The 25,942-nt window shown below is 69.8% G+C and carries 26 protein-coding genes; 10 read left to right on the top strand and 16 right to left on the bottom strand.

The window, feature by feature from the left end; all coding sequences use genetic code 11:
• Position 1: 1 nt before the first annotated feature.
• From ACVTJA_RS02970 to ACVTJA_RS02995, 6 genes are all read right to left on the bottom strand, one after another.
• A complete protein-coding gene (locus tag ACVTJA_RS02970) occupies positions 2 to 1,201 on the bottom strand; it encodes a PilW family protein (protein ID WP_465833617.1) in 1,200 nt (399 codons plus the stop codon).
• Positions 1,198 to 1,728, bottom strand: a complete 531-nt coding sequence (locus tag ACVTJA_RS02975; protein ID WP_465833619.1) for a type IV pilus modification PilV family protein — start codon at positions 1,726 to 1,728, stop codon at positions 1,198 to 1,200. The genes ACVTJA_RS02970 and ACVTJA_RS02975 overlap by 4 nt, the downstream gene beginning before the upstream one ends.
• A complete protein-coding gene (locus ACVTJA_RS02980) occupies positions 1,725 to 5,921 on the bottom strand; it encodes a PilC/PilY family type IV pilus protein (protein WP_465833621.1) in 4,197 nt (1,398 codons plus the stop codon). Before ACVTJA_RS02980 ends, ACVTJA_RS02975 begins: the two co-directional genes overlap by 4 nt.
• Positions 5,918 to 6,361, bottom strand: a complete 444-nt coding sequence (locus ACVTJA_RS02985) for a c-type cytochrome (RefSeq protein WP_465833623.1) — start codon at positions 6,359 to 6,361, stop codon at positions 5,918 to 5,920. Before ACVTJA_RS02985 ends, ACVTJA_RS02980 begins: the two co-directional genes overlap by 4 nt.
• A gap of 24 nt (positions 6,362 to 6,385) precedes the next feature.
• Positions 6,386 to 7,093 (bottom strand): hypothetical protein, encoded by a 708-nt coding sequence (locus tag ACVTJA_RS02990; protein WP_465833625.1) that lies wholly within the window; start codon positions 7,091 to 7,093, stop codon positions 6,386 to 6,388.
• A gap of 228 nt (positions 7,094 to 7,321) precedes the next feature.
• Positions 7,322 to 8,083: a Mut7-C RNAse domain-containing protein gene (locus tag ACVTJA_RS02995; RefSeq protein WP_465833627.1), complete on the bottom strand. Its 762-nt coding sequence runs from the start codon at positions 8,081 to 8,083 to the stop codon at positions 7,322 to 7,324.
• Positions 8,084 to 8,469: 386 nt separating this feature from the next.
• Here ACVTJA_RS02995 and ACVTJA_RS03000 point away from each other — a divergent pair, with 386 nt between their 5' ends.
• Entirely contained in the window at positions 8,470 to 9,900 is a 1,431-nt protein-coding gene (locus ACVTJA_RS03000; protein ID WP_465833628.1) for an endonuclease/exonuclease/phosphatase family protein, read from the top strand.
• Positions 9,901 to 9,951: 51 nt separating this feature from the next.
• On the opposite strand, the gene ACVTJA_RS03005 is transcribed toward ACVTJA_RS03000, so the two are convergent.
• The gene (locus ACVTJA_RS03005) at positions 9,952 to 10,329 is read right to left on the bottom strand and encodes a hypothetical protein (RefSeq protein WP_465833629.1); all 378 of its coding nucleotides are present in this window, start codon (positions 10,327 to 10,329) and stop codon (positions 9,952 to 9,954) included.
• A gap of 121 nt (positions 10,330 to 10,450) precedes the next feature.
• Between ACVTJA_RS03005 and lspA (ACVTJA_RS03010) the strand changes: the two genes are divergently transcribed.
• From lspA (ACVTJA_RS03010) to ACVTJA_RS03035, 6 genes are all read left to right on the top strand, one after another.
• Positions 10,451 to 11,074, top strand: a complete 624-nt coding sequence (lspA, locus tag ACVTJA_RS03010; RefSeq protein ID WP_465833631.1) for a signal peptidase II — start codon at positions 10,451 to 10,453, stop codon at positions 11,072 to 11,074.
• Positions 11,075 to 11,107: 33 nt separating this feature from the next.
• A complete protein-coding gene (gene lspA / locus ACVTJA_RS03015; protein ID WP_465833633.1) occupies positions 11,108 to 11,722 on the top strand; it encodes a signal peptidase II in 615 nt (204 codons plus the stop codon).
• 119 nt (positions 11,723 to 11,841) lie between these two features.
• Positions 11,842 to 13,149 (top strand): prolipoprotein diacylglyceryl transferase, encoded by a 1,308-nt coding sequence (locus tag ACVTJA_RS03020; protein ID WP_465833635.1) that lies wholly within the window; start codon positions 11,842 to 11,844, stop codon positions 13,147 to 13,149.
• 42 nt (positions 13,150 to 13,191) lie between these two features.
• Positions 13,192 to 14,364: an MXAN_5187 C-terminal domain-containing protein gene (locus tag ACVTJA_RS03025; RefSeq protein WP_465833637.1), complete on the top strand. Its 1,173-nt coding sequence runs from the start codon at positions 13,192 to 13,194 to the stop codon at positions 14,362 to 14,364.
• A gap of 7 nt (positions 14,365 to 14,371) precedes the next feature.
• Positions 14,372 to 14,881 (top strand): KdsC family phosphatase, encoded by a 510-nt coding sequence (locus tag ACVTJA_RS03030; RefSeq protein WP_465833639.1) that lies wholly within the window; start codon positions 14,372 to 14,374, stop codon positions 14,879 to 14,881.
• 138 nt (positions 14,882 to 15,019) lie between these two features.
• A complete protein-coding gene (locus tag ACVTJA_RS03035; RefSeq protein WP_465833641.1) occupies positions 15,020 to 15,409 on the top strand; it encodes a hypothetical protein in 390 nt (129 codons plus the stop codon).
• An 18-nt stretch (positions 15,410 to 15,427) separates the two neighbouring features.
• On the opposite strand, the gene ACVTJA_RS03040 is transcribed toward ACVTJA_RS03035, so the two are convergent.
• From ACVTJA_RS03040 to ACVTJA_RS03050, 3 genes are read right to left on the bottom strand one after another with little or no spacing between them, the layout of a single operon-like run.
• Positions 15,428 to 16,150 carry a LytR/AlgR family response regulator transcription factor gene (locus ACVTJA_RS03040; RefSeq protein WP_465833642.1) on the bottom strand — a complete coding sequence of 241 codons (723 nt, stop codon included), beginning with the start codon at positions 16,148 to 16,150 and terminating at the stop codon, positions 15,428 to 15,430.
• Positions 16,147 to 17,220 carry a sensor histidine kinase gene (locus ACVTJA_RS03045; protein WP_465833643.1) on the bottom strand — a complete coding sequence of 358 codons (1,074 nt, stop codon included), beginning with the start codon at positions 17,218 to 17,220 and terminating at the stop codon, positions 16,147 to 16,149. The genes ACVTJA_RS03040 and ACVTJA_RS03045 overlap by 4 nt, the downstream gene beginning before the upstream one ends.
• Positions 17,221 to 17,254: 34 nt before the next feature.
• Complete coding sequence (locus tag ACVTJA_RS03050) at positions 17,255 to 18,196, bottom strand: alpha/beta fold hydrolase (RefSeq protein WP_465833645.1); 942 nt, start codon at positions 18,194 to 18,196, stop codon at positions 17,255 to 17,257.
• A 190-nt stretch (positions 18,197 to 18,386) separates the two neighbouring features.
• Between ACVTJA_RS03050 and ACVTJA_RS03055 the strand changes: the two genes are divergently transcribed.
• On the top strand, positions 18,387 to 20,072 hold the full coding sequence (locus tag ACVTJA_RS03055; RefSeq protein WP_465833647.1) for a rhomboid family intramembrane serine protease: 1,686 nt from the start codon (positions 18,387 to 18,389) through the stop codon (positions 20,070 to 20,072).
• 10 nt (positions 20,073 to 20,082) lie between these two features.
• Here ACVTJA_RS03055 and ACVTJA_RS03060 read toward each other — a convergent pair whose 3' ends face one another.
• Genes ACVTJA_RS03060 through ACVTJA_RS03075 form a run of 4 tightly spaced genes read right to left on the bottom strand, consistent with a single transcriptional unit; the run spans position 20,083 to position 22,299 of the window.
• Entirely contained in the window at positions 20,083 to 20,385 is a 303-nt protein-coding gene (locus tag ACVTJA_RS03060) for a hypothetical protein (RefSeq protein WP_465833649.1), read from the bottom strand.
• The gene (locus ACVTJA_RS03065; RefSeq protein WP_465833650.1) at positions 20,382 to 21,215 is read right to left on the bottom strand and encodes an SDR family NAD(P)-dependent oxidoreductase; all 834 of its coding nucleotides are present in this window, start codon (positions 21,213 to 21,215) and stop codon (positions 20,382 to 20,384) included. Before ACVTJA_RS03065 ends, ACVTJA_RS03060 begins: the two co-directional genes overlap by 4 nt.
• On the bottom strand, positions 21,212 to 21,661 hold the full coding sequence (locus ACVTJA_RS03070; protein ID WP_465833651.1) for an NADAR family protein: 450 nt from the start codon (positions 21,659 to 21,661) through the stop codon (positions 21,212 to 21,214). Before ACVTJA_RS03070 ends, ACVTJA_RS03065 begins: the two co-directional genes overlap by 4 nt.
• Positions 21,662 to 21,672: 11 nt before the next feature.
• Positions 21,673 to 22,299 carry a protein phosphatase 2C domain-containing protein gene (locus ACVTJA_RS03075; RefSeq protein ID WP_465833653.1) on the bottom strand — a complete coding sequence of 209 codons (627 nt, stop codon included), beginning with the start codon at positions 22,297 to 22,299 and terminating at the stop codon, positions 21,673 to 21,675.
• A 181-nt stretch (positions 22,300 to 22,480) separates the two neighbouring features.
• Here ACVTJA_RS03075 and ACVTJA_RS03080 point away from each other — a divergent pair, with 181 nt between their 5' ends.
• Positions 22,481 to 22,732: a hypothetical protein gene (locus tag ACVTJA_RS03080; protein WP_465833655.1), complete on the top strand. Its 252-nt coding sequence runs from the start codon at positions 22,481 to 22,483 to the stop codon at positions 22,730 to 22,732.
• Positions 22,732 to 23,634, top strand: a complete 903-nt coding sequence (locus tag ACVTJA_RS03085; RefSeq protein ID WP_465833656.1) for a tetratricopeptide repeat protein — start codon at positions 22,732 to 22,734, stop codon at positions 23,632 to 23,634. Before ACVTJA_RS03080 ends, ACVTJA_RS03085 begins: the two co-directional genes overlap by 1 nt.
• Position 23,635: 1 nt before the next feature.
• On the opposite strand, the gene ACVTJA_RS03090 is transcribed toward ACVTJA_RS03085, so the two are convergent.
• Together ACVTJA_RS03090 and mgtE are read right to left on the bottom strand one after the other, a co-directional pair.
• Positions 23,636 to 24,559, bottom strand: coding sequence for a DUF6929 family protein (locus ACVTJA_RS03090; RefSeq protein WP_465833658.1), 924 nt, complete (start codon positions 24,557 to 24,559; stop codon positions 23,636 to 23,638).
• Positions 24,560 to 24,603: 44 nt separating this feature from the next.
• Complete coding sequence (gene mgtE / locus ACVTJA_RS03095) at positions 24,604 to 25,929, bottom strand: magnesium transporter (RefSeq protein WP_465833659.1); 1,326 nt, start codon at positions 25,927 to 25,929, stop codon at positions 24,604 to 24,606.
• Positions 25,930 to 25,942: the final 13 nt, after the last annotated feature.

Raw genomic sequence — 25,942 nt, forward strand, 5'->3', positions numbered from 1 at the left:
CTCAGGTCTCCGTCGCGTTGCCCGACGAGCCGGACACCAGCCCGCCCGCGGAGAAGTTCCTCGGCGTCACCCGGAAGGTGACGGTCCGCCGCTTGAAGCCATCCACCGGAAAGCCTTCCTCGTCGTACCGCACGGCCGCGCCCGGCCGGACGGCCGACACGTCCGCGCGCCGCGTGCGGATGACCAGCGTCACCTCCACCTCGCGCACGCGCTGCTGGAGCATCTGCCGCAGCTCCGCGTCCGATGACGGGTTGCTCCCCGTGTCCGCCGTGCACGTCGCCCGCGTGCACTTGTCGATGGCGGGCCTTCCGGCCGTCGCGTCCGGAAACCACCGGTACGCCGCCTCGGGCGAGGCCAGGTCCACCACTGCCTGGCGAACCTTCATCCGCTCCACGTCGCGGCTCACCACCGTCCACGTGGCGTCATCCACCCCCCGTGTCTCCAGCGTCGGCGTGCCGCTGGCCCAGTTCACCCGGTAGCCCGCGCCCTCGGTGCCCATGGTTATCCAGCCGCTGTTCGTCCAGATTGAGTCCTTCGCGTCCCCGCAGGGGCCGCCGTTCGTTTCACCGTGGGAGCTGCCGGGGTTCGCGTTGAACTTGCCGTTGGCATCCATCACGCGGGTGATTTGGAGGTGGCACGCCACGTTGCCCGCCGGGTTCACGATGATGGCTGGCGTGCGCTCCCCGGGAGGCGGGTCCAGCGTGGTGGGCGGGTTGTCCACGGTGCAGAACGTGGCTGAGTTCCCCTCGCGGATGTACATGTCGCTGGCGCCGCACGCCTCCATGACAATCATGGAGCGAGTGTTGCCCCAGTAGAGCTGCAGCGCGTCCGAGCGCATCGCCGCGTACGGCGTGCCCGAGGGCGGCAGGGCGAACGTCGCGTCCGCCGTGAAGGTGGGGAGCTGGTTCTGCGACAGGTCCGGCTCCGTCCACACGGTGATGGCGTAGCGCTGGTCGCCGTCCGCGAAGGTGATGGGCGCGTTGCCCATGCCCAGGCCCGCGCGCATGATGTTGGCGGCGATGAGGTCCTTCGCCGCGCGGCCCGTCACCTGGGCCATCATCGTCTGCTCCTCGAAGACGGCGCGCTTCTGGAGCTGTATCGCCCCGCTCATCGCGATGCCGAGCACGATGATGCCGATGACGCTCGAAATCATCACCTCCAGCAGCGTGACGCCGCGGGCCTTCCGGTCCATGCGCTTCATGGCGCCATCCTCGTCTGGAGGACCACCACCTGCCGGGGCGAGGCCGCCGTCTCGCGCCAGCTCACGGAGACGCGCACGTTGGCCACGTTGCCCAGGCTGCCCGCCACGCCATTGACGAGGCCGCGGTTCACCGCGGGCGCGCCCGCCGAGTTGTTCTCGATGGAGCCCGGAATCATGGCGCTGTCCACGTCCACCGCCACCTCGTACGCGCGGGCGGTGACGCTTGCGGGGGGCGCCGTCTCACGCAGCTCTCCGGCGGCCGTCTGCCACACCGTGTAGCGGCGGTTGTCCTGGGCGGCCAGGTTGCCGCAGGGCGGGTTGGCCGAGCAGCCCATGGCGGTGATGTTCTCCAGCGCCTGCTCGGCGATGAGCTGCGCCTGCATGGCGGTGAGGGTGCGGCGGTTGGTGTGCGTCGTCTGGCGCACCACCGTCAGCGCGGCGGTGATGCCCATGAGGAGCACCGTCATGCTGGTCAGCACCTCCAGCAGGGTGATGCCCCGGTGCTTGCGGAAACCCGGGCGCTTCATTTGGGCAGCCTTCCGTCTTCGATGGGGTCGTAGATGAGGATTCGCGAGCGGGCCGCGCCGGAGCCGGCCGTGCCGTTGTTCCAGGTGTCGCCGCCCACCATCTGCATGTCTCCGGTGGCGGTGAGCACGAACAGGTGCTGGTCGTGCACCACCGGCGCGTTGATGCCGTGGCCGCCCAGCGCGGTGCCCTTCAGGGAACTGGACGCCTGGCCCGCCTCGTAGAGCTTGCCGCTCTCCGTGTCGCTCAGGTTGCAGATGTCCGCGGCGCGGCCCACCGCCGTGGTGGCGTAGACGGTGTCCTTCGTCAGCGCCACGCCGCCCCACACCGTCTGCCCCGCGTCCAGCGGCTTCACCCACAGGGGGTCCAGCAGCTTGCAGCCCTTGGCGCCCGCCGGGTCCGCGTCCTCGAAGCCCAGCAGGTGGTACCGGTAGCTGCTCTTGTCCGCCGGCCCGTCGCTGTACTCGTCCGGGTTGTCACCGGTGCCGAAGTAGAACTGCACCTTCGGGCTGCCGCTGTCGCGGAGCACCTTCACGCCGAGGTTGGAATGGATTTGCTGGTAGCTGGCGTCCTGCTTCGGCGTGACGGTGGAGCGCTCGGAGACGGCCACCGGCGCGCTGGCCACCTTGCACGTGCTCACCTTGCGGCCCAGCGGCTTCGTGGTGTCCACCGAGCCCAGGTTGATGCGGTACACGTTGCCCGCGGTGGTGGGGACGTAGATGACGTCGTAGGTGCCGTCCTGGTTCAGGTCCACCAGCGCGCTCTCCGCGCCGATGCCGGAGCCCGCGTCCAGGGCGATGATGCCGGCCAGGGCGCCCGCGGTGCTGGTGCCGTAGTTGAGCGGCTTCCCCGTCTTCATGTCGATGAGGTACAGCGCGCCCGCGCGCGTCGGGCTCGAGGGCACGTAGTCGGTGCCCACGACGGCCGTCCACATGCCCGTGGTGCTCGTGCCCCAGGCCAGCCGGGCCACCGACGGCGCGTGCCGCGAGCCGGAGTTGTCCGGGTACGTCACCGAGGAGTTGGAGTACTTCGCCACGAAGAAGGCCAGGTCGATGGACGGGTCTCTCAGGTTGAATTCCCACAGGGGCAGCGGGTACCAGGAGTTCGCGGGGTTGGTGATGTCGAGCGCGAAGACGGCGGGGCTGTTCTTGCCGGACGCGGACACCAGCACCGTCTTGGCGCCCGTCGTCCTGGACGCGCTGGTGGCGGGCGTCCACGCGGGCTTGCCGCTGATGCCGAAGTCCACGTTGGCCACCGAGGGCGAGGCATCCAGCTGAGGCTTCTCCAGGGTGCCCGAGCCGCGGAACTGCACGTAGAGGTTGCGGTACCGGTCGAGCAGCATGCGCGGCAGGTACGCGAACTTCTCCTTGCCCGTGCCGTAGCCGCGCGCCGCGGTGGGCTTGGTGCACGTGCCCGTCGGCTTGAAGAAGCCGCGCAGCTGCGGGCTGGCCGCGCAGTCGTCGTGCGTGTCGTGGCGGAAGTCGCCCGTGTCGAAGGCGTGGAGCAAGCCGTTCATCGTGCCCACGAAGGCGGTGGTGGGGCGCTCGGCCAGCGGCTCCATGAAGTTCTTCCGGTACTCGTCCCGCTCCGCGGCCGTGGTGTTCTGCGCCCACGAGTCCAGGTACGGCGGCACCGCCATGGCCACGGTGGACAGGTTGATGCCACCCATGGGCCAGGGGCGCTTCGCATTGGCGGTGCCCGTGGCGTAGCGGTTCTCCCAGCCGTACAGCCACTCGCGCAGGAAGGTGCGGTCGTTGGTGCCGTCCGTGATTTTCTTGTCGGGTACGGTGCTGGAGGGCGTGCCGCACCTGCCGTCGTTGTTGAGGTCGTAGAGGTAGCGGTTGTCCTGGAACTGGTCGCAGAGCGAGTCGGGGAAGAGGGGGCTCGTGCTGTCGGTGTCCTCCATCTCCGCGAGGAGGGTGGTGAGCGCGCCCGTGGAGTCCATGGTGTAGAGGTTGCGCTTCAGCGGGTCCACGCCGTCGCCGATGGCCAGCGCCATCACCCGGCCCGAGTCCCACCGGTCCTTGATGTTGGTGGTGGTGGGCAGCTCCGGGTCATAGAGCGAGCGCAGGTAGAGGCGGCCGCGCAGCGAGTAGTCCTTGTTGCCGTCGTAGGCGCGCTTGCCCGGCGAGGGCAGGCCGGACGTGGACCAGCCCTTGCCCCAGCTGCTGCCCGGCGTCTCGTTGACGCCCCAGGAGATGGCGTTGCCCAGCGTGGAGGGCGAGGCGCGTGAATAGGCGCCGGCCTTCACCGCCTGGTAGCCCACGTCGACGTTGTCGATGACGGGCCGGCACCGCTCGTTGGGGCTGGTGACCTCCACCTTCCAGCAGAGCTGCGAGCCGGTGAAACCCTTGGACAGCACGTCCACCTCCACCTGCTGCGTGGGCGGCGTGGTGTTGGGGAACTCCACCGGGAACCAGGTGGGGTTGGGGTTGTCCGTGCACGTGCCGCTGGCGCAGATGCGGCAGTCCACCGCCAGCGAGTAGTTGATGGTGGGGCGCACGCCGTTGATGGCCGTGCACGCGCCGGGTACCTCCTCCGTCCAGCACGGCGCGCCGGCGGCGCAGGTGCGCGGCGCCGGGGCGATGTCGTCCTGGCGCTTGAAGCGCACCTTGGTGATGACGAAGTCCTCCGCGATGCTGGGGGAGATGTCACCGGACACGGTGGCCGAGCGCGTGCTGCCGCCGTTCTGCTTGTTGATGACGAACACCACGTCGTTGAAGTCGCGGTCGCCGCCGCCGCTCAGGTCCTCGAAGCCGAGAATCCAGCGGAAGGGGTCCGTGGTGGGGGCGCCCACGATGACGTGCGGCATGGGGTTGCGCGTGCCGCCGGGGCGCGGCACCGTCACCTTCTCCATGGGCATGTCCAGGTAGCCGTAGGCCGCGTCGTTCTTCAGGCGGTGCAGCGTGGTGCCCACGTCCGTCTTCGGGCCGTCCAGCCAGCCGCACAGCCTGGTGCTGGTGCCGGCCACGGTGCAGGCGTATTCGTTGGGCGCCTCGGGGTAGCAGCGGTTGTCGTACGAGCAGCCGATGTTGCGCTCGGCCACGACGCCGTCGAGGAAGTTCGGGTCCAGGTTCCACGCCGCCTTGGAGAAGAAGACGGAGATGGGGGTGCGCATGAACAGCAGGCACTTGCCGGCGGTGTCCTGCTTCAGGCACGGGTACGTGGTGCCCTCGTTGGGGCCGTGGCGCACGTCCCAGTAGACGATGAGGAAGAAGACGACTTCCTTTCCGCCCCTCACCTCACCCAGGTCCACCGTGCGGTCATAGGTGCTGACGCCGGGGTTGGGGTTGGAGGGGCGGAGCAGGCCGCGCGCGTCGTAGGCGGACACGTCGTAGTCCGGGATGCCGTCGTCGATTTCGTCGATGTCGGTGACGGGCGTGAGCTTGCCGTAGGTGTCCTTCGCGCCGTCGTCGTCGGTGAGCAGGAACACCATCTGCCCGATGCCCTTGTTGCCGTTGGAGGTGGAGGACGGCTCGAGCAGGTTGGGGATGCGGGCGTAGAGGCCGCCGTCGGAGAAGTCGCCGGTGCTCGCGTTGGTGGTGGAGTTGTCGGTGAGGCGCAGGTAGGTGCCGATGAGGTCCGCCTTGATGAGGGTGGACGTCTTGCCCGGGCGCGCGTCCGCCAGGTTCGTCTGCGAGGTGAACACGTTGCCGCAGGTGGACTTCATCCCCAGCTCGGGCTGGCTGTACGTCTCGCCGCCGGAGGTGAACGTGTTCGTGCAGCGGCGGCTCGCGCCGATGTACGGGCGGGCCTTGGTGCCGCTCTGGGGCGCGAGGTTGAAGAGGTCCTCGTGGAAATCGAAGATGCCGTTGTTGTTGTTGTCGAGGAGGTTGCCGGCGGCGTCGATGTAGCCCTTCGCCTTCACGTCATCCAGGTACAGGTACCCGAGCGCGTGCGAGGCGGACGCGGACTCGTACACGTAGCTGATGGAGACGCGCTGGTCGAAGGGGAAGTAGATGCGCTCGGGGTTGAGCGCGGTGAGGTTGGTGTTGAGCTTGAGGCGCGGCGGCGCCTCCTTGGTGACCTCGAGCGTGGAGCCGTCCAAATCCAGGTTGCTGGAGCTGAAGTCGGCCTGGCGGTCCTGCACGAGGTCGTCCTGGCACAGCTTCGCGGGCGTCGTCGTCTGCGCGGGCGACAGCGGCGCGGAGAGCAGGGTGAGCGCCGCGGCGGCGCGGATGAGGGCGCGCTTCATGGCTGCCTCCCGGCCGCGTCGTTCTTCTGGGAGGACTGGCGCTGCTTCTCGGCGCGGCGCGCGGCGAGCTCCTGCTCGAGCTGCTGGCGCAGCAACTCGTCGCGCGGCGGCGGAGGCGGCTGCGAGCGCGTGGCCAGATAGCTCAGCAGCGAGTCTATGTCCTGTGAGTCGAGCATGCGGGTGTCACAGCGCGTCTCCGGGCGGACCTTGTTCGGCGCCTGCACCCAGGCCCGGAGCTGCTCCGGAGTGCGGTTGCCCAGCAGCGCGTCGAGCGCCGGGCCGGGGAGCGCGTGCGCGCCGGTGGACTTCGCGGAGGACTGCGAGGCCGCGCTCGTCGCGTGGCAGCGCGAGCAGGCCCGGTTGAAGGCCAGCGCTCCGTCATCTTCCGCCCGGGCCAGGACGGGGAGCAGCAGCAGTGCCAGGAGGGACTTGCGTGTCATGAGGGGGCTCGATGCGAGGGGGCGCTAGCGGAAGGTGCGGATGAGGGAGAGGTCCGGGGACCGCTGGTCCTGGATGTTGTTGAAGGTGTTGTCGGGGCCGCAGCCGCGGTTGAGGCAGCCGGGGCCGCCGGCGGTCGGCGCGTTCTCGTTGGTGACGAGCACCTGGACGATGGCTCGCGTCGGGCGGCCCTGCGGGTTGACCACTTCCCCCACGCCCATCAGCCACACCTGTCCATTGGTGTCGGTGGTGTCGCTGCCATCGTCGAGATCATCCCGGACGAAGACGCGGTAGCGCACGCCCGCCTGGAGGGGGTAGTTGGCGTACGCCTCGCCGCTCGCGCTGGTCTTCTCGGAGGCGGGCATCGTGGCCGGCGTGAGGGAGAGGTAGTTCCATCCGCCGGTGCCGCTGCCGGGCAGCACCTCGTACCAGGCGGGCGACGCGCCGGAGAGGCCCGCCTCGTTGACGGCGGCACCGAGCGTGGAGAGGACGTTGCCGTAGGTCTGCCGGTCGCCCAGCCGCAGGCGGAGGGCCTCGCGCCCCTCGGCGAGCGCGGCCTCGGCCGCGAAGAAGGCCTCCTTCTGACGCCGGCTGTCGGCCTGGGTGTCCGACTCGCGGCTCACCACGTTGAGGCTGAGCATCACCGTCATCGTCACCAGCGTGACGAGACCCATCGCCACCAGCAGGGTGAAGCCTCGGGACTGACGCTGCCGGACGCGGGGATGAAGCTTCATCTCGTGGCTCCTCGTGCCCTCCCTGAGGGGGGAGGGGGGCACGCGGGAGTCATGAGCAAGGGATGTGCCTGATCTGGAAAATTCTAACGTGCCGGAATCAGGATCAGCCCCTGGGGCAGAACGGAGTCACCCGAGTGACAAATTACGTCTTTTGTCACCGGAAAATTCGCGTGCAGTGGAAATCGCTGGGAAGCTGGGTGAGTCCCGGGCTCCGGGCCCAAGGGGCGCCTACACCCCGTTTTCCAGATCGCGCAGCTTGTCGATGACGGCCTGCATGCGCTGCTGGTGGGTGCCGGCCCAGTAGACGCGCTTGCACTCGGCGCACTGCTGGAAGCGCGAGTGCCGCTCCGCCACGCGCTCGGGGATGCGGCCCTGCACCTCGTGGGGCTCGGCGGCGCTCAGCGGGCCGTTGCAGGCCAGGCACCGCGAGAAGGGCCGCATGCGCGAGGTGAGGCCGAAGCGGCGCACCACCTCCACCAATTGATGCTCCGGCGCGGTGGAGCGGGGGAAGTAGCCGCGCACCACCTCGCCGCGCTTGAGCACGCCGATGTCCCGGGTGAGAAGGATGCGGTCCTCGTCGTGCGACAGGCGCGCGAGCGCGTCGTCCGCGTAGTCGTTGCGCCAGAGCGAGTCGAAGCCGAGCATCCGCAGGAAGCCCACGAGCCGCCCCAGCCCCACGTCGAGGATGAAGCGGGGCTCCTCCTGAGGCGGCGGCCCCACGCGCTTCACCGGTGTCACGTCCAGCGAGTGGAACGGCGGGTACGCCACCACACGCGAGCCCGGCTGCACCCGGTGCGCGAAGTCCACCGACTCGCCGTCCACCAGCACCACGTCCACCTCCGGGTGCGGCGGCCCCAGCGACTCGATGAGGTCCTTCACCGACGGGGCGCCCTGGAGCATGTAGGTGAATTCCTGACCACTGCGCTCCGGGGGCAGGAAGTCGTTCAGCGCCCCGTAGAAGCGCACCGTCACCCCGGGCTTCGGCTGCATGTTCATGGCCTCCGGATCAGCTCTATCTGGAATTGCGGGGGCCTGGACCCGCAAAACATGGGTGTAAACATGTAATCAAGCGGTAAGTCACAAGACTGTCACTCGAGGAGTCCCTATACTCACCAGGTCGTCCGCGCACCGACGCGGCGGCCCATCACCCCCCAACTCGGAAACAAAGCACCGGGCTCGTCCGCATGAAGAAGACCCTGACCCCTCTCCTGTGTGCGGCGATGTCGCTCACACTCCTCACGTTGGCCTCTTGTGGGGAGGATGACCCTGTACCCCCGGTCGTGCCCCAACCGCTGGAAGACGGCGGCGTGCTGTGGGCGGACTGCGATGCCACCCGGGACGGCGGCGGTTGTGCGGCGGGGGAGACCTGCCGCTTCGTGGAAAATTATGGGCGCTCCATCTGCGTCCCGGCGTGTGATCCACAGGCCCTGTGCTCGCCGCAGGCGGCATGCTGCCTGGGCGGTGAGGACGGCGGCGCGAGCTACTGCGTGCCGCGCGACGTGTGCGATGCGGTCGACGCGGGCACGGACGCGGGCGTCACCGAGGACGCGGGCACGGACGCGGGCGTCATCGTGGTCACCGACGCGGGCGACACGAAGGACGCCGGCACGGAGACCGGACCGGACGGCGGAGAGAAGGGCGACGCGGGCCCGGGCGAGACGGACGCCGGCAGCGACGCGGGTACCGTCATTGATGATGCGGGCACGGACGCGGGTACCGTCATCGACGCGGGCACGGACGCCGGCACTGTCGTTGACGCGGGCACTGTCGTTGACGCGGGCACGGACGCCGGCACTGTCGTTGATGCGGGCACGGTCGTTGATGCGGGCACGGACGCCGGCACGGTCGTTGATGCGGGCACGGACGCGGGAACTGTCGTCGATGCAGGTACCGACGCCGGCACCGTTATCGACGCGGGCACGGACGCCGGCACTGTCGTTGACGCGGGCACGGACGCCGGCACCGTCACGGACGCTGGCACCGACGCGGGCACGGGCACTGGCTACACGGACATCCGCATCATGGCGGCCAACCTCACCAGCGGGAACGGCCAGGACTACGACCCGGGCCACGGCATCCGGCTGATGCAGGGCGTGAAGCCGGACGTCGTGCTCATCCAGGAGTTCAACTACAAGACCGACTCGGCCACGGACATCCGCTCGCTGGCGGAGCAGGTCGTCGGAGCGGGCGCCTATTACTTCCGCGAGTCCGGCGCGCAGATTCCCAACGGCATCATCAGCCGCTATCCCATCATCGCATCCGGCGAGTGGACCGACCCGCGAGTGTCGAACCGCGACTTCGCCTGGGCTCGCATTGACCTCCCCGGCCCGAGGGACCTCTGGGCCATCAGCGTGCACCTGCTCACGGCCAGCTCCGGCGAGCGCAACCTGGAGGCAACGAGCCTCGTCAACTACATCAAGGCCGCCAACATCCCCGCGGGCGACTACCTGGTCATCGGCGGCGACTTCAACACGGACTCGCGCAGCGAGGCCTGCTTCACCACCTTCAAGCAGGTGGTGGAGGTCGCGGGCCCCTACCCGGCGGACAAGAACGGGGAGGACGGCACCAACGCCAGCCGCTCCAAGCCGTATGACCACGTGATTGTGGACCCGGACCTGCGCCCGTACCAGCAGGCCACCGTCATCAAGGGCGCCACGAGCTCCAGCACCTTCGCCAACGGCCTGGTGCTCGACAGCCGCGTCTACACGCCCATCTCGGAGATTTATCCGGCGCTCTCCAGCGACAGCGGCGCCTCCAGCATGCAGCACATGGGCGTGGTGAAGGACTTCCGCGTCCCCAACTTCTGAGTCGTGATTCACCTCTCGCGGCGGCCCGGAGCACCGGTGCCGCCGCGGGCGTCAGAAGCTCCACTTGTGTTTGTTGCGCTCGATGAACCGCGCCACCGGCGGAATCCTGGCGACGAGCGGCGTGAGCACGAACACGGCGGCCAGCCGCAGCGGCTTCACCACCTGCGACGCGGCATAGGCCGCCGCCCAGCTTCCCGCCTTCGCGCCCGTGCTCTCCGCCTGGAACCCGAGCTGGATGGCCGCGTAGAAGCCGACGATGACCAGGCCGAAGATGACGTAGTTCATCAGCAGCGCCAGCGGCCCGTACTCCAGCATCAGGTTCTTGAAGCGGGCCATCAGCGAGGGCTTCGCCGGCTTCACGGCGGCCTCGGCTGCGGGTGGGGGCGTGTCGGACACGGGGTTGTTCACGTCGGGCTCAACAGGCGGCATGTGGACACCATGCCCGAAATGGGCGCTGGCCGGGAGACAGAGCGGCCGGGCCTCCTACCGCCGGGCGGGCTCTCCGGGTTGTCAGGAATCCGTGGGGCGGGTTAGAGGAATGGGACGCATCATGAAAGCCCCGCTCCGCCTCCTCATCCTCGTGGCGGTCACCGTGCTCGCAGCAGACCAGGTGACCAAGTATCTGGCCGTGTCCCGGCTGACCAACGCATTGGATGGACGGGAGGGGCTGGCACGCGTGACGGGCTTCGTGTCCGAGCGGAACCTGGACAACAGCCCCCCCGGTGAGGGCCCTCGCCGGGTGTCGCGGCCGTACCGCTTCATCGAGGACTACTGGCACTTCCGCTACGTGGAGAACCCGGGCGCGGCGTGGGGCCTGTTCGCCAACCTCCCCGAGACGGTGCGGCGCGCCTTCTTCCACGTGGTGAGCCTGGCGGCGCTGGCGTTCATCTTCCTGATGTACCGGCGCACGGCGGTGGACCAGCGGCTGGTGCGCGTGGCGCTGGCGCTGATTACGGGCGGCGCGCTGGGCAACTTCGTGGACCGGCTGCTTCGCGGCTACGTCATCGACTTCATCGACTGGCACTGGCGCAACCAGCCCGGCATGCGGTGGCCCACCTTCAACGTGGCGGACGCGGCCATCTGCGTGGGCGTGGCCTTCATGCTTCTGGACTCGCTGCGCGTGCGCCGTCCGGACCCCGTCGCCGCGCCGCTGACGGAGAGCCCCAATCCGTGACGGGTGGGGGGCTCGTGGTGTAAGCCCCTCCCCGTGCCGCGCAAATACGTCATCCTCCTCGCCGTCACCCTCGGCGTCATCGTCCTGGACCAGTGGACGAAGTATCTCGTCGTCCGCGAGCTCACCACCCAGATGGATGGGAAGGAGAGCCTGGGCGAGCGCCTCGGGGCGATGTACTCGGCCCCTCCGCCGCAGGGCTTCGACGGGCTGCACTACCGTCCCAAGCGCCACATCGAGGTGTCGGAGAGCTTCTTCCGCATCCGCTACGCGGAGAACCCGGGCGCGGCGTGGGGCCTGTTCCGCAGCCTGCCGCCCGAGACGCGCGGGCCTCTCTTCCACGTGGTGAGCCTGGGCGCGGTGCTGCTCATCACCTACTACTTCCGGAAGCTGTCCGGCACGGCCCCCGAGGAGCGCTGGGCGCTGTGGGGCCTGCCGCTGGTGCTGGGCGGCGCGCTGGGCAACTACATCGACCGGCTCGCGCGCGCGTTCGTCATCGACTTCCTCGAGGCGCACTGGTTCGACAAGGCGGCGTGGCCGTCGTTCAACATCGCGGACTCGGCCATCTGCGTCGGCGTGGGCATGCTGCTGGTGGATGCCTTCGTCCGGAAGGAGAAGCCGGCGCCCGCCGCCTCCAACGCGAAGCCGTAGCGCCCGCCCGGACGTGGAGCAGCCGGGCAGGCTCCGGCGCGCTTCCGTGCATTGCCCCGCCGTCGGAGGAGGGTAGCCTTCGCGCGGCGTAAACTCCTCGCCTCTCCGGCAGGTCCTCCATGCTCCCCGTCCTCTTCCGCTTCACCTTCGCCGCCCTCTGGTCGCAGCTGTTGCTGTACGCGGTGGCCCTGGGCACGGTGGCGTACATCGCCTTCAACGGGTGGCGTGGCGCGGTGGGCCCGCTGGACGCGAAGACGGGCACGCGCGCGCCGGCCACCTCCACGGACCGGCTGCTGCGCGCGGCGGCGTTCGGCGTCATCGGCGCGGCGCTCGCGTGGTACGGCCTGAAGTACGCGCTGCCGGCGGGCGCCTTCCCGGGCGCGAAGGGCGAGGGCATTCCGCTGCACACCTACGGCGTGCTGCTGGCCGGAGGCTTCATCGCCGCGGTGTCGGTGGCGGGGCGGCTCGCGCAGGACGAGTGGCGCAAGGTGCAGCTCGTCGACGGCTCGTGGGTGGACGTGGAGGGCCCGAAGCGCCGCGAGCAGGTGATGGACATGGCCTTCTGGGCGCTGGTGGGCGGCATCGGCGGCAGCCGGCTGCTCTTCGTGCTCGTCAACTGGCAGGACTACGCGAAGGACTGGACGCAGGTCCTCTCGCTGGGCGGCGGGCTCGTCTTCTACGGCGGCCTCATCGGCGCGGCGGTGGCGTGCTGGTTCTTCGCGCGCGCCAACGGCATGGACTTCCTCCGGCTGGCGGACGTGTGCATCCCCACCGTGTCGCTGGGCCAGTGCCTGGGCCGGCTGGGCTGCTTCAGCGCCGGCTGCTGCTGGGGCGACGTGGCGCCCGCCGACGCGCTCACCGCGGTGCACTTCCCCGGCTCGGGCGTGGCGCAGGACCTCTTCGGTCAGGTGGGCGGGGCGTCCAGCCTCGCGTACTCCTCGCAGGCGGAGGACGTGCGCTACGTGGTGGAGGCCACCGGCCAAATCCTCCACGAGGCGGCCCCTGGCGCGGTGCGCATGGCGGACTGGGTGGCGCAGCACGGCCACACCCTGGGCGTCTATCCCACCCAGATTTTCGAGTCCGTGGGGCAGCTCGTCCTCTTCGTGGGCCTCATGTACGCGCGGCGCTTCCGCCGCTTCCATGGGCACATCCTGTCCCTGTGGCTGATGGCGTACGCCGTGCTGCGCAGTACGGTTGAATTGTTCCGTGGAGATGTGGAGCGCGGCACGCTGCACGGCCTGCTGGAGTCGCTGGGCGCGCACGGGCTGGCGGACGCGGTGCCGCTGGAGGCCTGGTACAACATCTCCACCAGCCAGTTCATCTCGCTGTGCATGTTCGCCTTCGGCGCGGTGCTGCTGGCCCGTCATGGGCGCAACCGGGCGGGCGAGGCAGCGGGCGGCCTGGGGCCGACACCTTCGGCGGCGTGAGGTTGATCCCCACGCGCCACTTGGGGACACTCTGGAGAAGTCATGCCGCCTCCCGATACCCGACAGTCCACCGCCCGGAACTCCGCCCTCCAGAAGACGCCGGTGGATTCCAGGAAGAGCTCGGCGGACGCCAGCTCCAGTGAGAACGTCCTCCAGGAGTGCGAGGATCTGGAGGCGGAGGTCGCCGCCCTGCGCAACCTCTACGAGCAGTACTTCCTGGGCAACGAGCGCCACCCGCCCACGCAAGCGCACTCGGAGCTGAAGAAGCGCTTCATCAAGCTGAAGGGCACCTTCATCCGCAGCACCGCCGCGAAGTTCCGCGTGGCCACCATCCACAACAAGTACCTCACGTACGAGCGGCTGTGGATGCGGACGCTGCAGGAAATCGAGAACGGCACCTACAAGCGGGACCTCTTCAAGGCCCGCCGCCGCGCGGAGGTGCGCGGCTCCTCCGCCACCGGCAAGGACGCCCAGAAGGGCGTGGTGGAGCTGCCGGAGGACATCTCCGACATGGACTTCGAGGAGGTGGAGGAAATCCTCCACCCCCGTCCCGCCAACGAGCCGCCGCTGGCCGCCTCCGCGACGCCGCCTCCGGGCAGTACGTCCACCCAGGGCACTCCAGCGGTGGCCCCAGGCGTCGCTCCCGTCACGTCGCCTGCGCGCGGTACGCCGGCGGTGGCGCCGCTGTCCGCCGTGCCTCCCATTGCTCCGGCCACGGGGGGCACGCCCCTGCGCGGCGTTCCGGCCGTGGCTCCGGCGGTGGCGCCGGTGGCGGGCTCGCCTCCGCGTGGGCTGCCCACGGTGTCGGCGCCCCTCGGCGGGACTCCCGCGCGCGGCACGCCGGTGGTGCCTCCGGGCATGGCGGCGAAGGCGCCCGGTGCGGCGCCTTCGGTGCCGCCCGTGCGTCCTCCTTCTGCGGCGCCCGGCGCGGCGGCGGCGCGCACGCCGGTGCCTCCCACGGCGGCCGCGCCCCGTCCTCCCGCGGCGAGCGGCTCGGGCGGCATGTCCGACGACAAGCTGCGCGCGGTGTACGACGCGTACGTCACCGCCAAGCGCCGCTGCCAGGAGGACACCTCGAAGCTCTCCTACGAGTCGGTGGCGGCCACGCTGCGCAAGCAGGTGCCGGAGCTGCTCAAGCAGCACAACGCCAAGGCCGTGGAGTTCAAGGTCGTCATCAAGGACGGCAAGGCGTCTCTCAAGGCCGTTCCGAAGTAGGCCCGGAATGAATCAGAACCTTGAAGCGCTCAAGGAGCGGGTGAGCCGCCTGTCGGTGATGATTTTCGACATCGACGGGACGCTCACCGACGGCCGCATCTTCTGGGTGCCCAACTCCGGCTGGACGCAGATGTACAGCGTGCGCGACGGCATGGGCATCAAGCGCCTGCAGGAGGCCGGCATCGAGGTGGCCGTCATCTCCGGCGGCGACAGCCTCTCCGCGCAGATGCGCATGCAGTCCCTGGGGCTGAAGCACGTGCACTTCGGCAGCCAGGACAAGGTGGCCCACTTCGAGAAGCTGCTGACGCTGCTGAACGTCTCGGCGGACCGGTGTGGCTACATGGGCGATGAGGTGGTGGACCTGCCGCTCTTGAAGGCCGTGGGGTTCTCCGCCGTGCCACCCGAGGCCCCCGACGAGGTGCGCGCCCAGGTGCACTACGTGGCCCAGAAGCCCGCCGGCTTCGGCGCGGCCCGCGAGGTGTGCGAGTTCATCCTCCGCCACCGTCAGGCCCCCTGAGACTCGGCGGCCGGGAAGCGTCGGCTGCTGAAAAGAGGGCTGCCCGGGGTGCTTGTCCGGGTTGTCGCTCCGGGGGGGCCTCCCTAGTTTGGGTCTCGCGCATGGGCCGTGAACGGCGCGAGACACCAGGGAGGCGACGTGGGGATTCGGCGGAAGTGGCTCGGGCTGGCCGTGACGTCTGTAGGACTCTCGCTGGCGACGGGCTGCATGTCGCCGCCTCCGGAGGCCGAGGCGCGTCTCGCGGCGCTGCAGGCGGAAGAAGAGGAAATGGACACCGTGCTCGACAGCGTCGAGGAGCGGCTTCTGGGCAACCAGGCCATGCTCCAGACGTGGGAGGAGCTGGGCCGCCGGCACCAGCAGGTGTCCGAGCTGCACTGCGCGACGGCGAACGAGCACCTCGCGGGGCTGATGAAGCACTACGAGAAGATGGAGGAGAAGGGCCGCATGCTGAAGCGCCGCCGGGGCTCGGTGGCCGCGGTGGACGCGGTGCTCACCTCCGGCAAGGCGCCGCGCATCAGCAACAACTGACGTTGCATTCAGTTTTCGTCAGAGCGTCATCCGCTCGCGGAAGCGCTGGGACTGGCGCCGCGACATCTCGACTTCGCGGCCTCCGCGCAGGCGCACCACCAGGGTGCCGCCGGGGCCGGGCTCCAGCGACTCGACGAAGTCCAGGTTGATGAGGTGCTGACGGCTCGCGCGGAAGAAGCGCGCCGGGTCCAGCCTCTCTTCCAGGTAGCTCAGCGAGCGCAGCAGCAGCGGTTGATGCCCTTCGAGCACGAGGCGCGCGTAGTTGCCCTCGGAGGCGATGAGCGGCACCTGCGAGAGCTGCACCAACCAGCAGCGCTCTCCATCTCGCACGAAGACACGCTCCAGCGGTGTGCCCGGTGCGTGCGTTGAAGGTGGAGGTGCGTGGGACGTGCGGCCACGCTGGCGCACGCGCTCCAGGGCCTCGGCGAGGCGCGGGGATTCAATGGGCTTGAGGAGGTAGTCGAGCGCGTTCACGTGGAAGGCGCGCACGGCGTGCTCGTCGAACGCGGTGGTGAAGACGACATCCGGCGGCTCTTCCAGTCGCGCGAGCACGTCGAAGCCCGTTCCACCGGGCATCTGGATGTCGAGCAGCAGCAGGTCCGGAGACAGGGCCTCCACCTGCTTGCACGTCTCGTCCACGTGGGAGGCCTCGCCCACCACCTCCACGTCGGGGAAGGCGGCCAGGAGGCGGCGCAGCTCCAGGCGGGCCAGGCGCTCGTCGTCGGCGATGAGGACTCTCATGCGGAAAGGGGAATGCGGACGCGCGCGGTGGTGAGCGCCGCCTGCGTCTGGTCGAGGTGGAGGGACGCGCCCGCGCCGCACAGCAGGCGCAGCCGCTCGCTGGCGTTGCGCAGACCCACGCCGTTGCTCTCGGGAGAGGCGGCTGCCACGACGTTGCGCGAGCCGACGGCCGTACTCGCGGCACGCGTGGTGGCGGCGGTGTTGGCGACTTCGAGCAGGAGCTCGCCGTCGCGCACGCGGGCGGAGACGGCCACCTCGCCGCCTTCCGTTGTCAGTCCCACGCCGTGCTTGATGGCGTTCTCCACCAGCGTTTGCACCAGCATGGCCGGTACGGGTACGCCGAGCGCGGAGGGCTCCACGTCCTCGCGCACGCGCAGGCGCGACTCCAGCCGCACGCCCTCGAGGTCCAGGTAGTCGCGCACCACCTGGAGCTCGCGCTCCAGCGGCACCGTCTCCGGCCCGCGCACAGCGAGCGCATAGCGCAACAGTGAGGACAGGCGCGTCACCACCTCCTGCGCGCGGGCGGGGTCCTCCGAGATGAGGGCGCGCACGCTGTTGAGGCAGTTGAAGAGGAAGTGCGGCTGGAGCTGCGCCTTGAGGAAGCGCAACTCCGCGGCCTGTGCGGCGGCCTCCAGCTTCCAGCGCTCAACCTCCACCTTCCGAGCGTGCTCCACGGCGTGGATGGCGAAGTAGAACACCAGCCACATCAGCATCAGCGCCATCCAGTAGCTGGCGTTGATGATGAAGCCGAGCACCGAGGCCTCCTCCAGCGTGTACAGGCGCAGCACGAACAGGCCGTCCACGAAGGCCACCAGGCTCTGCGCCATCCCGAGCCCCAGCGCCGTGGCCAGCACGCGAATGCTCAGGGCCGGAAGGGCCAGCGAAGCCCACTCACGCAGGTGCAGCCGCGAACGGGCCGCGTGGGTGAGCAGCATGGCGGACAAGCAGATGATGACCCATCCCACCGGAGAGCCCTGCGCATGCCTGTAAATCAGGGCGCCGATGAGCACGTACAACCCCCAACCACCGACCTGGCAGGCCACATAGGCCTTGGTGCGCGAGGACGTCATCGAGAGGCTCCGGTTGGAAGGGAGTCCATCACACTCAGTGGTGGGGCTGCACCTGGGCGACGGACGCGTGGGTGCCGAGGAAGCCGTCGAGCTCCTGGAAGAAGCCCTCCGGGTCGTCCCACATGATGAAGTGCCGGGCCTTGTCGTTCAGGACGACACGGGCGGTGGACAGCTTCGCGTACTGGCTCCGGAACACGGCCTCCACCGCCTCGCGCGGGACGCCGCGTTCCTTCAGCCCCACCCACGAGCCCAGCACCAACGTAGGCGCGGTGATGCGAGGCAGCTCGGGGCGCAGGTCGGTGGTGCTCAGCTCGTAGATGGCATTGGCCACGGTCTCGTGGTCGGAATCGGCGCCCCAGCGCGCGGCGACATCCACCTTCTTCTCGTCGGTGATGAAGTTCCGCAGCACCATGCGCGACTGCTGGCTGCGCTGCTCCACTGTCTGCATGCGCATCATCGTGCGCATCTCCTCGGCGCGCGGGCGCATGCTCTCGGCCGTGGCGTTCGGGTCCATGGAGGCGGGGAGGAACGGCAGGCTGTCGACGATGACGACGCCGCCCACGAGCTCCGGAACGTCCACGGCCACTGCCATCGCGAGCACGCCGCCGAGGCTGTGCCCGACGAGGATGGGCTTCTCCAGCCCCTGCGAGCGCAGGTAGTCCGCGAGCGCGCGGCGCTCGGTGGCGAAGAAGGGCGCGGGCATGGCGGGCTGGCCCGCGAAGCCGGCGAGCGTGAGGACGTGGCAGTCGTACTTCCCCTGCAGGTGCGCCACCGTCTCGTTCCACACCTCACCGGACGAAGAGAGGCCGGGGATGAAGACGAGCGGACGTCCCTGTCCGGAGCGCTCCACGTGGAAGGGCTGTGGAGCGGTGGCCGCCGTGGCCGAAGAGGCCTCGCCGGTGGAGGTGGTGGCGCAGCCGGTGAGCAGGATGACGGCAATCATCACGGCGAGTGGGGGAACACGGCAAAGGCACATGGGCGACTCCCGGAATGGGTATGGGGCGATAGGTACGGGACGAACGGTACGCACCCGGGGCGTGGCGAACCCGGATACTCCACGAGCGGTCGGCGCGCGGGATGAGCGGCGCGGGGGCGGGGTGGCTGGCGGGGGGCTTCGGGTTTCGGGCAGGCTCGCGGGCGTCACCTGTCGCGAAGGGATGTCCTCCGTGTCCACGCCGCAGCCGTCCGAGTCCTCCGTGCCGCAGTCCACGCAGGAGGGCGCCGTCGCACCGGTGACGCCGGTGGAGGAGGAATCCTTCGCCCGGTACCTCGCTCGCAGGCTGGTGGTGGACCACGGCTTCCACGAGGGCACCGTGCCGGAAGCGGAGGAGCTGGCGGCGGCGTCGGACGGGGTGCTGACGTACTCAGATGGGATGTCCGCGGTGATGGTCTGCATCGTGGACTGCGAGCGCGAGCCCTCGCGCCGCTTCGGCCTGGACGTCGCGGCGATGGAGCGCATCGGCAAGGAGTGCCTCAAGTACACGGGCACGATGAGCGGCACGAAGCTGCCCGTCGGGCTGCAAATCATCGAGGTGGGCGGCGCGCCGCTGACGGATGAGGACCGCAAGCGCCTGGAGCAGTACCGCCTGGGCCTGTTCCACAAGGTGCACCTGCACGCGATGCACGTGGACATCTCGGCGCCGGGCACGGTGTGGACCAGCACGTGGCGCCGCGCGAAGGTGTCCGCGGGCTACCTGCGCAAGCTGCTGAAGGAGCCGCGCAAGGTGGAGGCGGAGGAAGCGCTGGCGCCGCCGCCCGAGCGGACGACGGTGCTCACGCCCACGCTGCTGGCGCTGCTGGTGCTGGGCTTCGCGGTGGAGCAGTTCTTCGGCGTGGGCGAGAAGGGTGACGGGCTGCTCGCGCCCGGCGTGCGGACGCTGGTGGCGATGGGCGGGGTGAACTCGGGACTGGTGCTGGAGGCGGGACAGTGGTGGCGCCTGCTGATGGCGCCGCTGCTGCATGGAGACGTCTTCCACCTCGCGCTCAATGGCGTCTGTCTGTGGTTCGTGGCGGCCATGGTGGAAGGCCTGGTGGGCCGCGCGTGGATGGGCTTGCTGCTGCTCGCGGGGGCGCTCGGGGGTGGAGCGCTGTCCATGCTCATCAACCCCGACACGGTGGTGTCGGTGGGGGCGTCGGGCGTGCTGATGGGCTTGCTGGCGGCGCTGCTGGCGCTGAGCCGTCGCGTCCCGGTGGGGCCGGAGCGGGCGCAGCTCCAGGTGCTGTCATTGCAGTTGCTGATTCCGTCGCTGATTCCCCTCGGCGTGTCGCGCACGGGCGGGACGATTGACTTCGCGGCACACCTGGGCGGAGCGCTGGCCGGCGGCGCGGTGGGGTGGGTGCTGGTGAAGGTGTGGGCCCGGAAGGAGCCGGCGCCGCCCGCGACCCTTCCGGTGGGCGTGGTGGGAGTGCTGACGATGGTGGCGCTCGTGGTGAGCTTGGGCTTCGCTCACCAATACTGGAAGGACTCCGTGCTGGAGCTGGAGTTGATTCCCGCGGAGGCGCTGCCGAAGACGGGCGCGGAGGGAATGGCGCAGGCGAAGGCGCTGCTGGAGCGCTACCCGAGGGACCCGCGCTCGCACCTGTTCCAGGCGATGGTGCTGATGGATGCGAATGATTGGCCCGGCGCCGAGCGGGAGCTGCGCACGGCGCTCTCCGAGCAGCACATCCTGGAGCACTTCTTCGAGGGCACCGCGCTGCCGCTCATGCTCCACGAGGAGCTGGGGCACGTGCTCGTGGCGCAGGGCCGCAAGGACGAGGCGCGGGAGCTGGTGAAGCCGTTCTGCGTGCCGGGCACGGACGGCAAGCCGCCGGAGACGCTCGTCGAGCTGGAGCTGTGCGCGACGGCGCCGTGAAGGGCACGGCCTAGAAGCGCATGCGGCTGAACCCAGTCACGAACGAGCTCAAGATTCCGAGCACGCACGAACACCGCGAGCCCCAGCGCGCCCGTGCGAAGGCGCTGGTCGTAGGACTGACGCCGGAGCAGCCACGCCCCAGGATGATTCCGAGCAGTGCGCCCAGGAGCCAACCCAGGAACAGCCCGAAGAGGTCCCTGGCTGCCTCGCCCACCATCACTCCGAGCGCTCCGCCACCCATGAAGAGGCCCAGGAAGAGGAACAGCCCACTGGTGAAGGCGCGTCCGCGGTTGTCGTTGGCGCGTGTGTTCATGGCGTGCCCTTCCGCAACAGCCGCTTGCGCATGTACCCATCGACGGCGATGACGGCGCGATGGAACAGGCCGGGAGACAGGCGCCGCAAGCGCCAGCCCCACCGTGCATCCGCCATGGGGAGCACGTAGAGCGCACCCCGGTCCACGGCCTTCAAGAGCTTCTGTGCAACCACGTCCGGCCCCACGCGGGCCTTCTCCACCATCCGCGTCCCCATCGTGCGCAGTGCGCTGTCGGAGTAACGCCCCGCGCTGGCGATGTTGGTGCGGAAGAACGTGGGGCACGCGACGGTGACGCCGATACCTGAAGCGCGCAATTCGGCGGACAGCGTCTCGGAGAGCGCTACCACCGCGGCCTTGGACGCGTTGTAGGGCGCGAGGTCCGGCGCGTACAGCAGCCCCGCCGCCGAGGCGATGTTGAGGACATGCCCCGCGCCCTGCTTGCGAAGCCGAGGCACGAAGACGTGGCAGCCGTGGATGACGCCCCAGAGGTTGACGTCCAGCACGTGCTTCCAGTCCGCGAGCGGCAGCTCTCCCACGCGTCCCGCGCTCAGCACGCCCGCGTTGTTCACGAGCAGGTCCACGCCGCCGAAGGCGCTCTCGGCGGCCACGGCCAGGGACTCCACCTGCTCAGGGCGGGAGACATCACAGACGTGGACGCGGGCCTCGCCACCGGCGGCGGTGACGCGGCGGGCGGTCTCCTCGGCGGAGGCCGCGTCGATGTCCGAGACGAGCACGCGGGCCTGGCGCCGAGCCAGTTCCTCACAGAGCGCGCGGCCCAGGCCACTGCCTGCACCGGTGACGACGGCTCGGGGACGCGGGGGAAGGCTCATGCGTGTCGTTTCCGCAGTTCCTCGCGGACCTCCATCAGGATGCGGCCGAGCATGTTCCGTCCGCTGCCGTCTCCGCCATCACCCCAGTAGTCGTCATTGTCCGTGTGCTCGACGAGCTTCGCGTCCCCGGTGTCGAGCAGCAGACGGCCGAGGTCCTCGTGCTGGGTGAACTTCGCGCGCACGGCCTCGCGCATGACGGAGACCTTGGTGGACTCCCAGTCGCGGCGCAGCTTGCGCTTGCGGTCCCTCCCCATGCGCGCGGCGAGCATCGGCGTGCGGGCCTGGCGGACCTCTTCCTGGTCCTTCGCGTCCTCGAACTTCTGCGCCTGGAAGTAGTGCTCGCTCGTGGGCCACGTCTTGCCCCGGAGCTGGATGGGGTAGGGCGCGAAGTTCGAGCACCAGCCGTGGTCGTCGGTGACGCTGTAGAAGTGGATGACCTCGGACATGGACGGATTCCTCACCTGCGACGGCACAGCACGAGTCCGACGTCATCCGGCAGGCCACCTGACGCAAGCCTCGGCAGCGTGGCCAGCGCACGGGCGGCGGCGGAGAGGTCCGGCCCGGCGGCCACCGCTCGGATGCGGCGCGCGTCCACGTACTTGAACAAGCCATCGCTCGCGCCGAGCAGCGTGCCTCCGGTCCACGACACGTCGAAGAAGACAGGCAGGACCTCACCGCTTCCGAGCAGCGGCTTGCGATGCTGATGCTCGGTGAGGACGCGGTGCGAATCACCCTCCATCAGCCACAACTCCGAGTCCCCCACGCTGGCCCCGAGGATGCGCTCCCCGGTGACGCAGGCGACCATGGCGGTGGTCTCTCCTCCCTGTCCCGTTGACGCGAGCATTTCGTCGCAACGTGTCAGGATGTCGCTCAACGCCTCGGGCCGTTCCAGGTCCGGGCGCTCGTTCACGGCGGCCCGCACCGCTTGGACAACCGCGGCAGCAGCCTCGGTTCCCCGCCGCGAGTTCCCCGCACCATCCGCGACCACGAGCACCACGGCGTCACCCCAGGACAGGATGTCCACGTGGTCCGCGCTGGTCCGTGCCTGAGGCTCCACCACCTGGGCTGTCTCGAAGCATTTCATGGCTGTAGCCCCACTCCTGCAACGCCCGAGCCCACGCGAAGGCATTACCGGGCTCACCATGAAAAGCACGTCTTTCATGATTTGGTGCCGCCAGCCTCGGGGCCACACGCCCGTCCCGGCAGCAGGCAGGCGAACGCCGCGTTCCGTGACGGCGCGGGCGAATCCGGCTAGAAACGCCGCCGTGAGACGCGACGCTTATGGAGCGTTCGCCGCCATCGCGGTGGGGCTCCTCGGATGCAATGACCTGGAGGTCTGTGGCTCCACGACCTCCAACATCACCCGTGACAACGGGGAGGTCTACCGTTGCGTCACCTCCGAGGACTGCCCTCGGACCTCGCGTGTGAGTGTGTGCGTCACCGACGTGTCCCCCGTGGCCGAGTGCGTGCGCTGTGAGGACTCGCAATGCATCCTCGTGACTCCGGAGGCCTGCTAGTGCGGCGCCTGCGAATCGCGCTCGCCCTTCTGGCCCTCGCCGGCGTGGGTTGCCGCGACAAGCCCGTGGACCACCTCCAGCGCGCCCGCGACGCCACCTTCGAGAAGCGCCCCGACGAGGCCCTCGTCGAGTACCGCAAGGCCTTCGACGCGCTCCGCCACGACGAGTCCGCCGAGGCGCTCGTCTTCCGCGCCCGCGCCCTCAAGGGCGCCGCCGACGTGTACTGGCTGGAGCAGCGCAAGGTGAAGGAGGCCGTCGGCGTCTACCGCGAGCTCATCCAGCAATGCCCGGACTCGCCCGAGGCGCTCGACGCCCGCATCATCCTCGCGGAGCTCCTGCGCGTTCACTACCGCGACCTGCGCGGCGCCATCGACCAGCTCACCGCCGCCCTCAAGCTCAACCCGCCCCAGGGCGCCGAGCTGCACTACCAGGTCGCCAAGCTCTACTTCGAGCTCGGTGACTATCAGCAGTGCGAGCTGGAGACGCGCCGGCTCATCGAGCGCTTCCCCACCAGCGCCTTCGTGGACGACTCGCTCTTCCTCCAGGCCCAGGCCGTCTCGATGATTGAGGGCCGCCGCCAGGAGGCCTCGCGCACCTTCGCGGACCTGCGCACCCGCTTCCCGGACTCCGAGCTCGCGCCGCACGCCCTCTTCGAGATGGGCAAGCTGAAGGCCGACGCGGGGGAGAACGAGAAGGCGATTGAGACGTGGGTGGAGGCGCTGAAGACGCACCCGGACCCGTCGCTCGTGCAGGACTACATCGCCCGGGCCCGCAAGCGCATCGCCAACACGCACGCGGAAGTCGTGGGCCGCGAGGCCGCCTTCGACCGCAACCGCCCGGCCCGCAGCTCGCTGGAGGCCGTGGGCGGCCGGCCCGAAGAAGCCGCCAACGAGCACAACTGACTCACGCCGGCACGTCGAGCACCGCTTCCAGGAGCGGTGCCGCCACCGCCGGGTCATCCGCGTCCGCCACCAGCAAGAGGTGCACGCGCCCTCGCTCCACGCGCGCGTCCACGCCCTCCAGCTTCACCTTCGCGTCCACCGCGTCCAGGAACACCGGCGTTCCATCCGGCGCCAGCACGCCCACCGCCGAGCCCGTCACCACTCCATCCGCGTAGGCATCGCGCGTGTCCTCCGCCGCGGCGGTGAACACCAGCCTTCCGTCCGGTAGCGGCGACGCATCCGTGAAGGACAGCCGCACGCCTCCAGCCCGGCCCAGCTCCCACCGCCGCGTGGTGCGCACCACGTCCGGCCTCAGCGCGCCCACCTCCAGTCCGCGCCGGGCACGCTCCAAATCCAGGTCCACCAGCGCGTCCACGCCCGTGTCCCCATTGCCCCGGTTGAGCAGCCGCAGCCGCCCTCCCACCACCGCCGCGCCCTCGATGTTCAGCGGCCCCAATTCGCGCGTGAGCTGCGCATACAGCGCCGTGCAGTCCACCGTGCGCACCTCCCCCGCCAGCGCCCCGTCCGCGCCCAGCGGCACTATCGCCCCACGCAGCCGTGTCGGAGCGGAGCCCGAGGGCAGCGCCAGCAGCGCCCCATGCGGCGCGTCCGCGAGCGGCCCCAGCAGGCATAGCGCCTCCAGGTCCGGCTTGGCCGCCTTGCGTGCCGCCGGCTCGGACGGAAGCCCACCCGGGAACAGGCGCACGCTGCGCCCCGGTGCATCTCCGGCCACGGGGAAGACGGCGAGGTGCAGGGCGTCGTCCGCGACGATGTAGAGCCAGGCGCCGGCGCGCACCAGGCCGCTCGCCGCGGACACGTGCGCGGGGCGGCCGGGTGCCTCCGGGGACTCCAGCGTGAGGGTGCGCCTTTGCGTCGTGCGAATCATGGGCCGAAGAGCCTCCCGCGCGAGAGGCTACCGGCCTCGCCGCGTCAGAGCAGCGTACCGCGCAGAATCAGGCTGGCGACGGTGAAGTAGATGACCACGCCGCTGACGTCCACCAGCGTGGCCACGAAGGGCGCGGACGCGCTCGCGGGGTCGAACCCGAAGCGTCGTAGCACCAGCGGCAGCATGGAGCCCGCCAGCGTGCCGAACGTCACCACGCCCAGCACGGACAGCGCCACCGCGCAGCCCAGGAGGAAGAAGTGCTCGCCATACGCACCGGACGCCGTGTGCCAGATGACGATGCGCAACAGGCCCACGAGCCCGAGGACGATGCCGAGCACCACGCCGGACAGCGCCTCGCGCCGGGCCACGCGCCACCAGTCCTTCAGCCGCATCTCGCCCAGCGCCAGCGCGCGGATGATGAGCGTGGACGTCTGGCTGCCGGAGTTGCCGCCCGAGGAGATGATGAGCGGCACGAAGAGGCTCAGCACCACCGCGCTGGCGATTTCGTCCTCGAAGCTGCTCATCGCCGTGGCCGTGAGCATCTGCCCGAGGAAGAGCACCAGCAGCCAGCCGATGCGCTTCTTCAGCATGCCGAAGAAGCCCACCTCGAAGTAGGGCGCCTCGAGGGCCTCCATGCCGCCGACCTTCTGGATGTCCTCGGTGGCCTCCTCCTGCACCACGTCGACGATGTCGTCCACCGTGACGATGCCCTTCATCCGCCCCGCTTCGTCGAGCACCGGCAGGGCCATGAAGCCGTGCTCGCTGAACAGCCGGCCCACCGCCTCCTGGTCCGTGTTCTCCGCCACGGTGATGACGTCGCGCTGCATGACGTCCGCGACCTTCTTGTCCGGCGCGGCCTGGAAGAGCTGGCGCAGGGAGAGCACGCCCAGCAGGTGCTGCCCCGCGTCCAGCGCGTAGGCGTAATAGACGGTCTCCACCTTCTCGCGCGCCTGCTTGCGCAGGTAGCCGATGGCCTCGTCGATGCTCATGTCCGGCCGCACGCGGGCGAAGCGCGGGTTCATCAGACCGCCCGCGTCGTCCTCCGCGTAGGCCAGCAGCACATTCACTTCGCGTCGGCTGGCGTCGTCGAGCTGCGAGAGGATGGCCTCCGCCTGCTCGGGCTCCACCGCCTGCACCAGGTCCGCGAGGTCGTCCGGGGGCAGCACGCGCACCCACGTGCGGCGCTCGCCGGGCGGCAGGTGGAGGATGAGCTCCGCCTGGTCCCTCGCGGACAGGCTGATGAAGAAGTCGTCCGCCACCGACGGCGGCAACAGCCGGAAGCCCTCCAGCCGCTCGTCGACGGAGAGCACCGGCCAGACCTCGTGCAGGTCCTCCTCGGAGAGCGAAGCGCTCTGGGGGCTTTCCATCATCGGCTCACCTCCG

The sequence above is a fragment of the Pyxidicoccus sp. M6 genome, assembly GCF_055568925.1.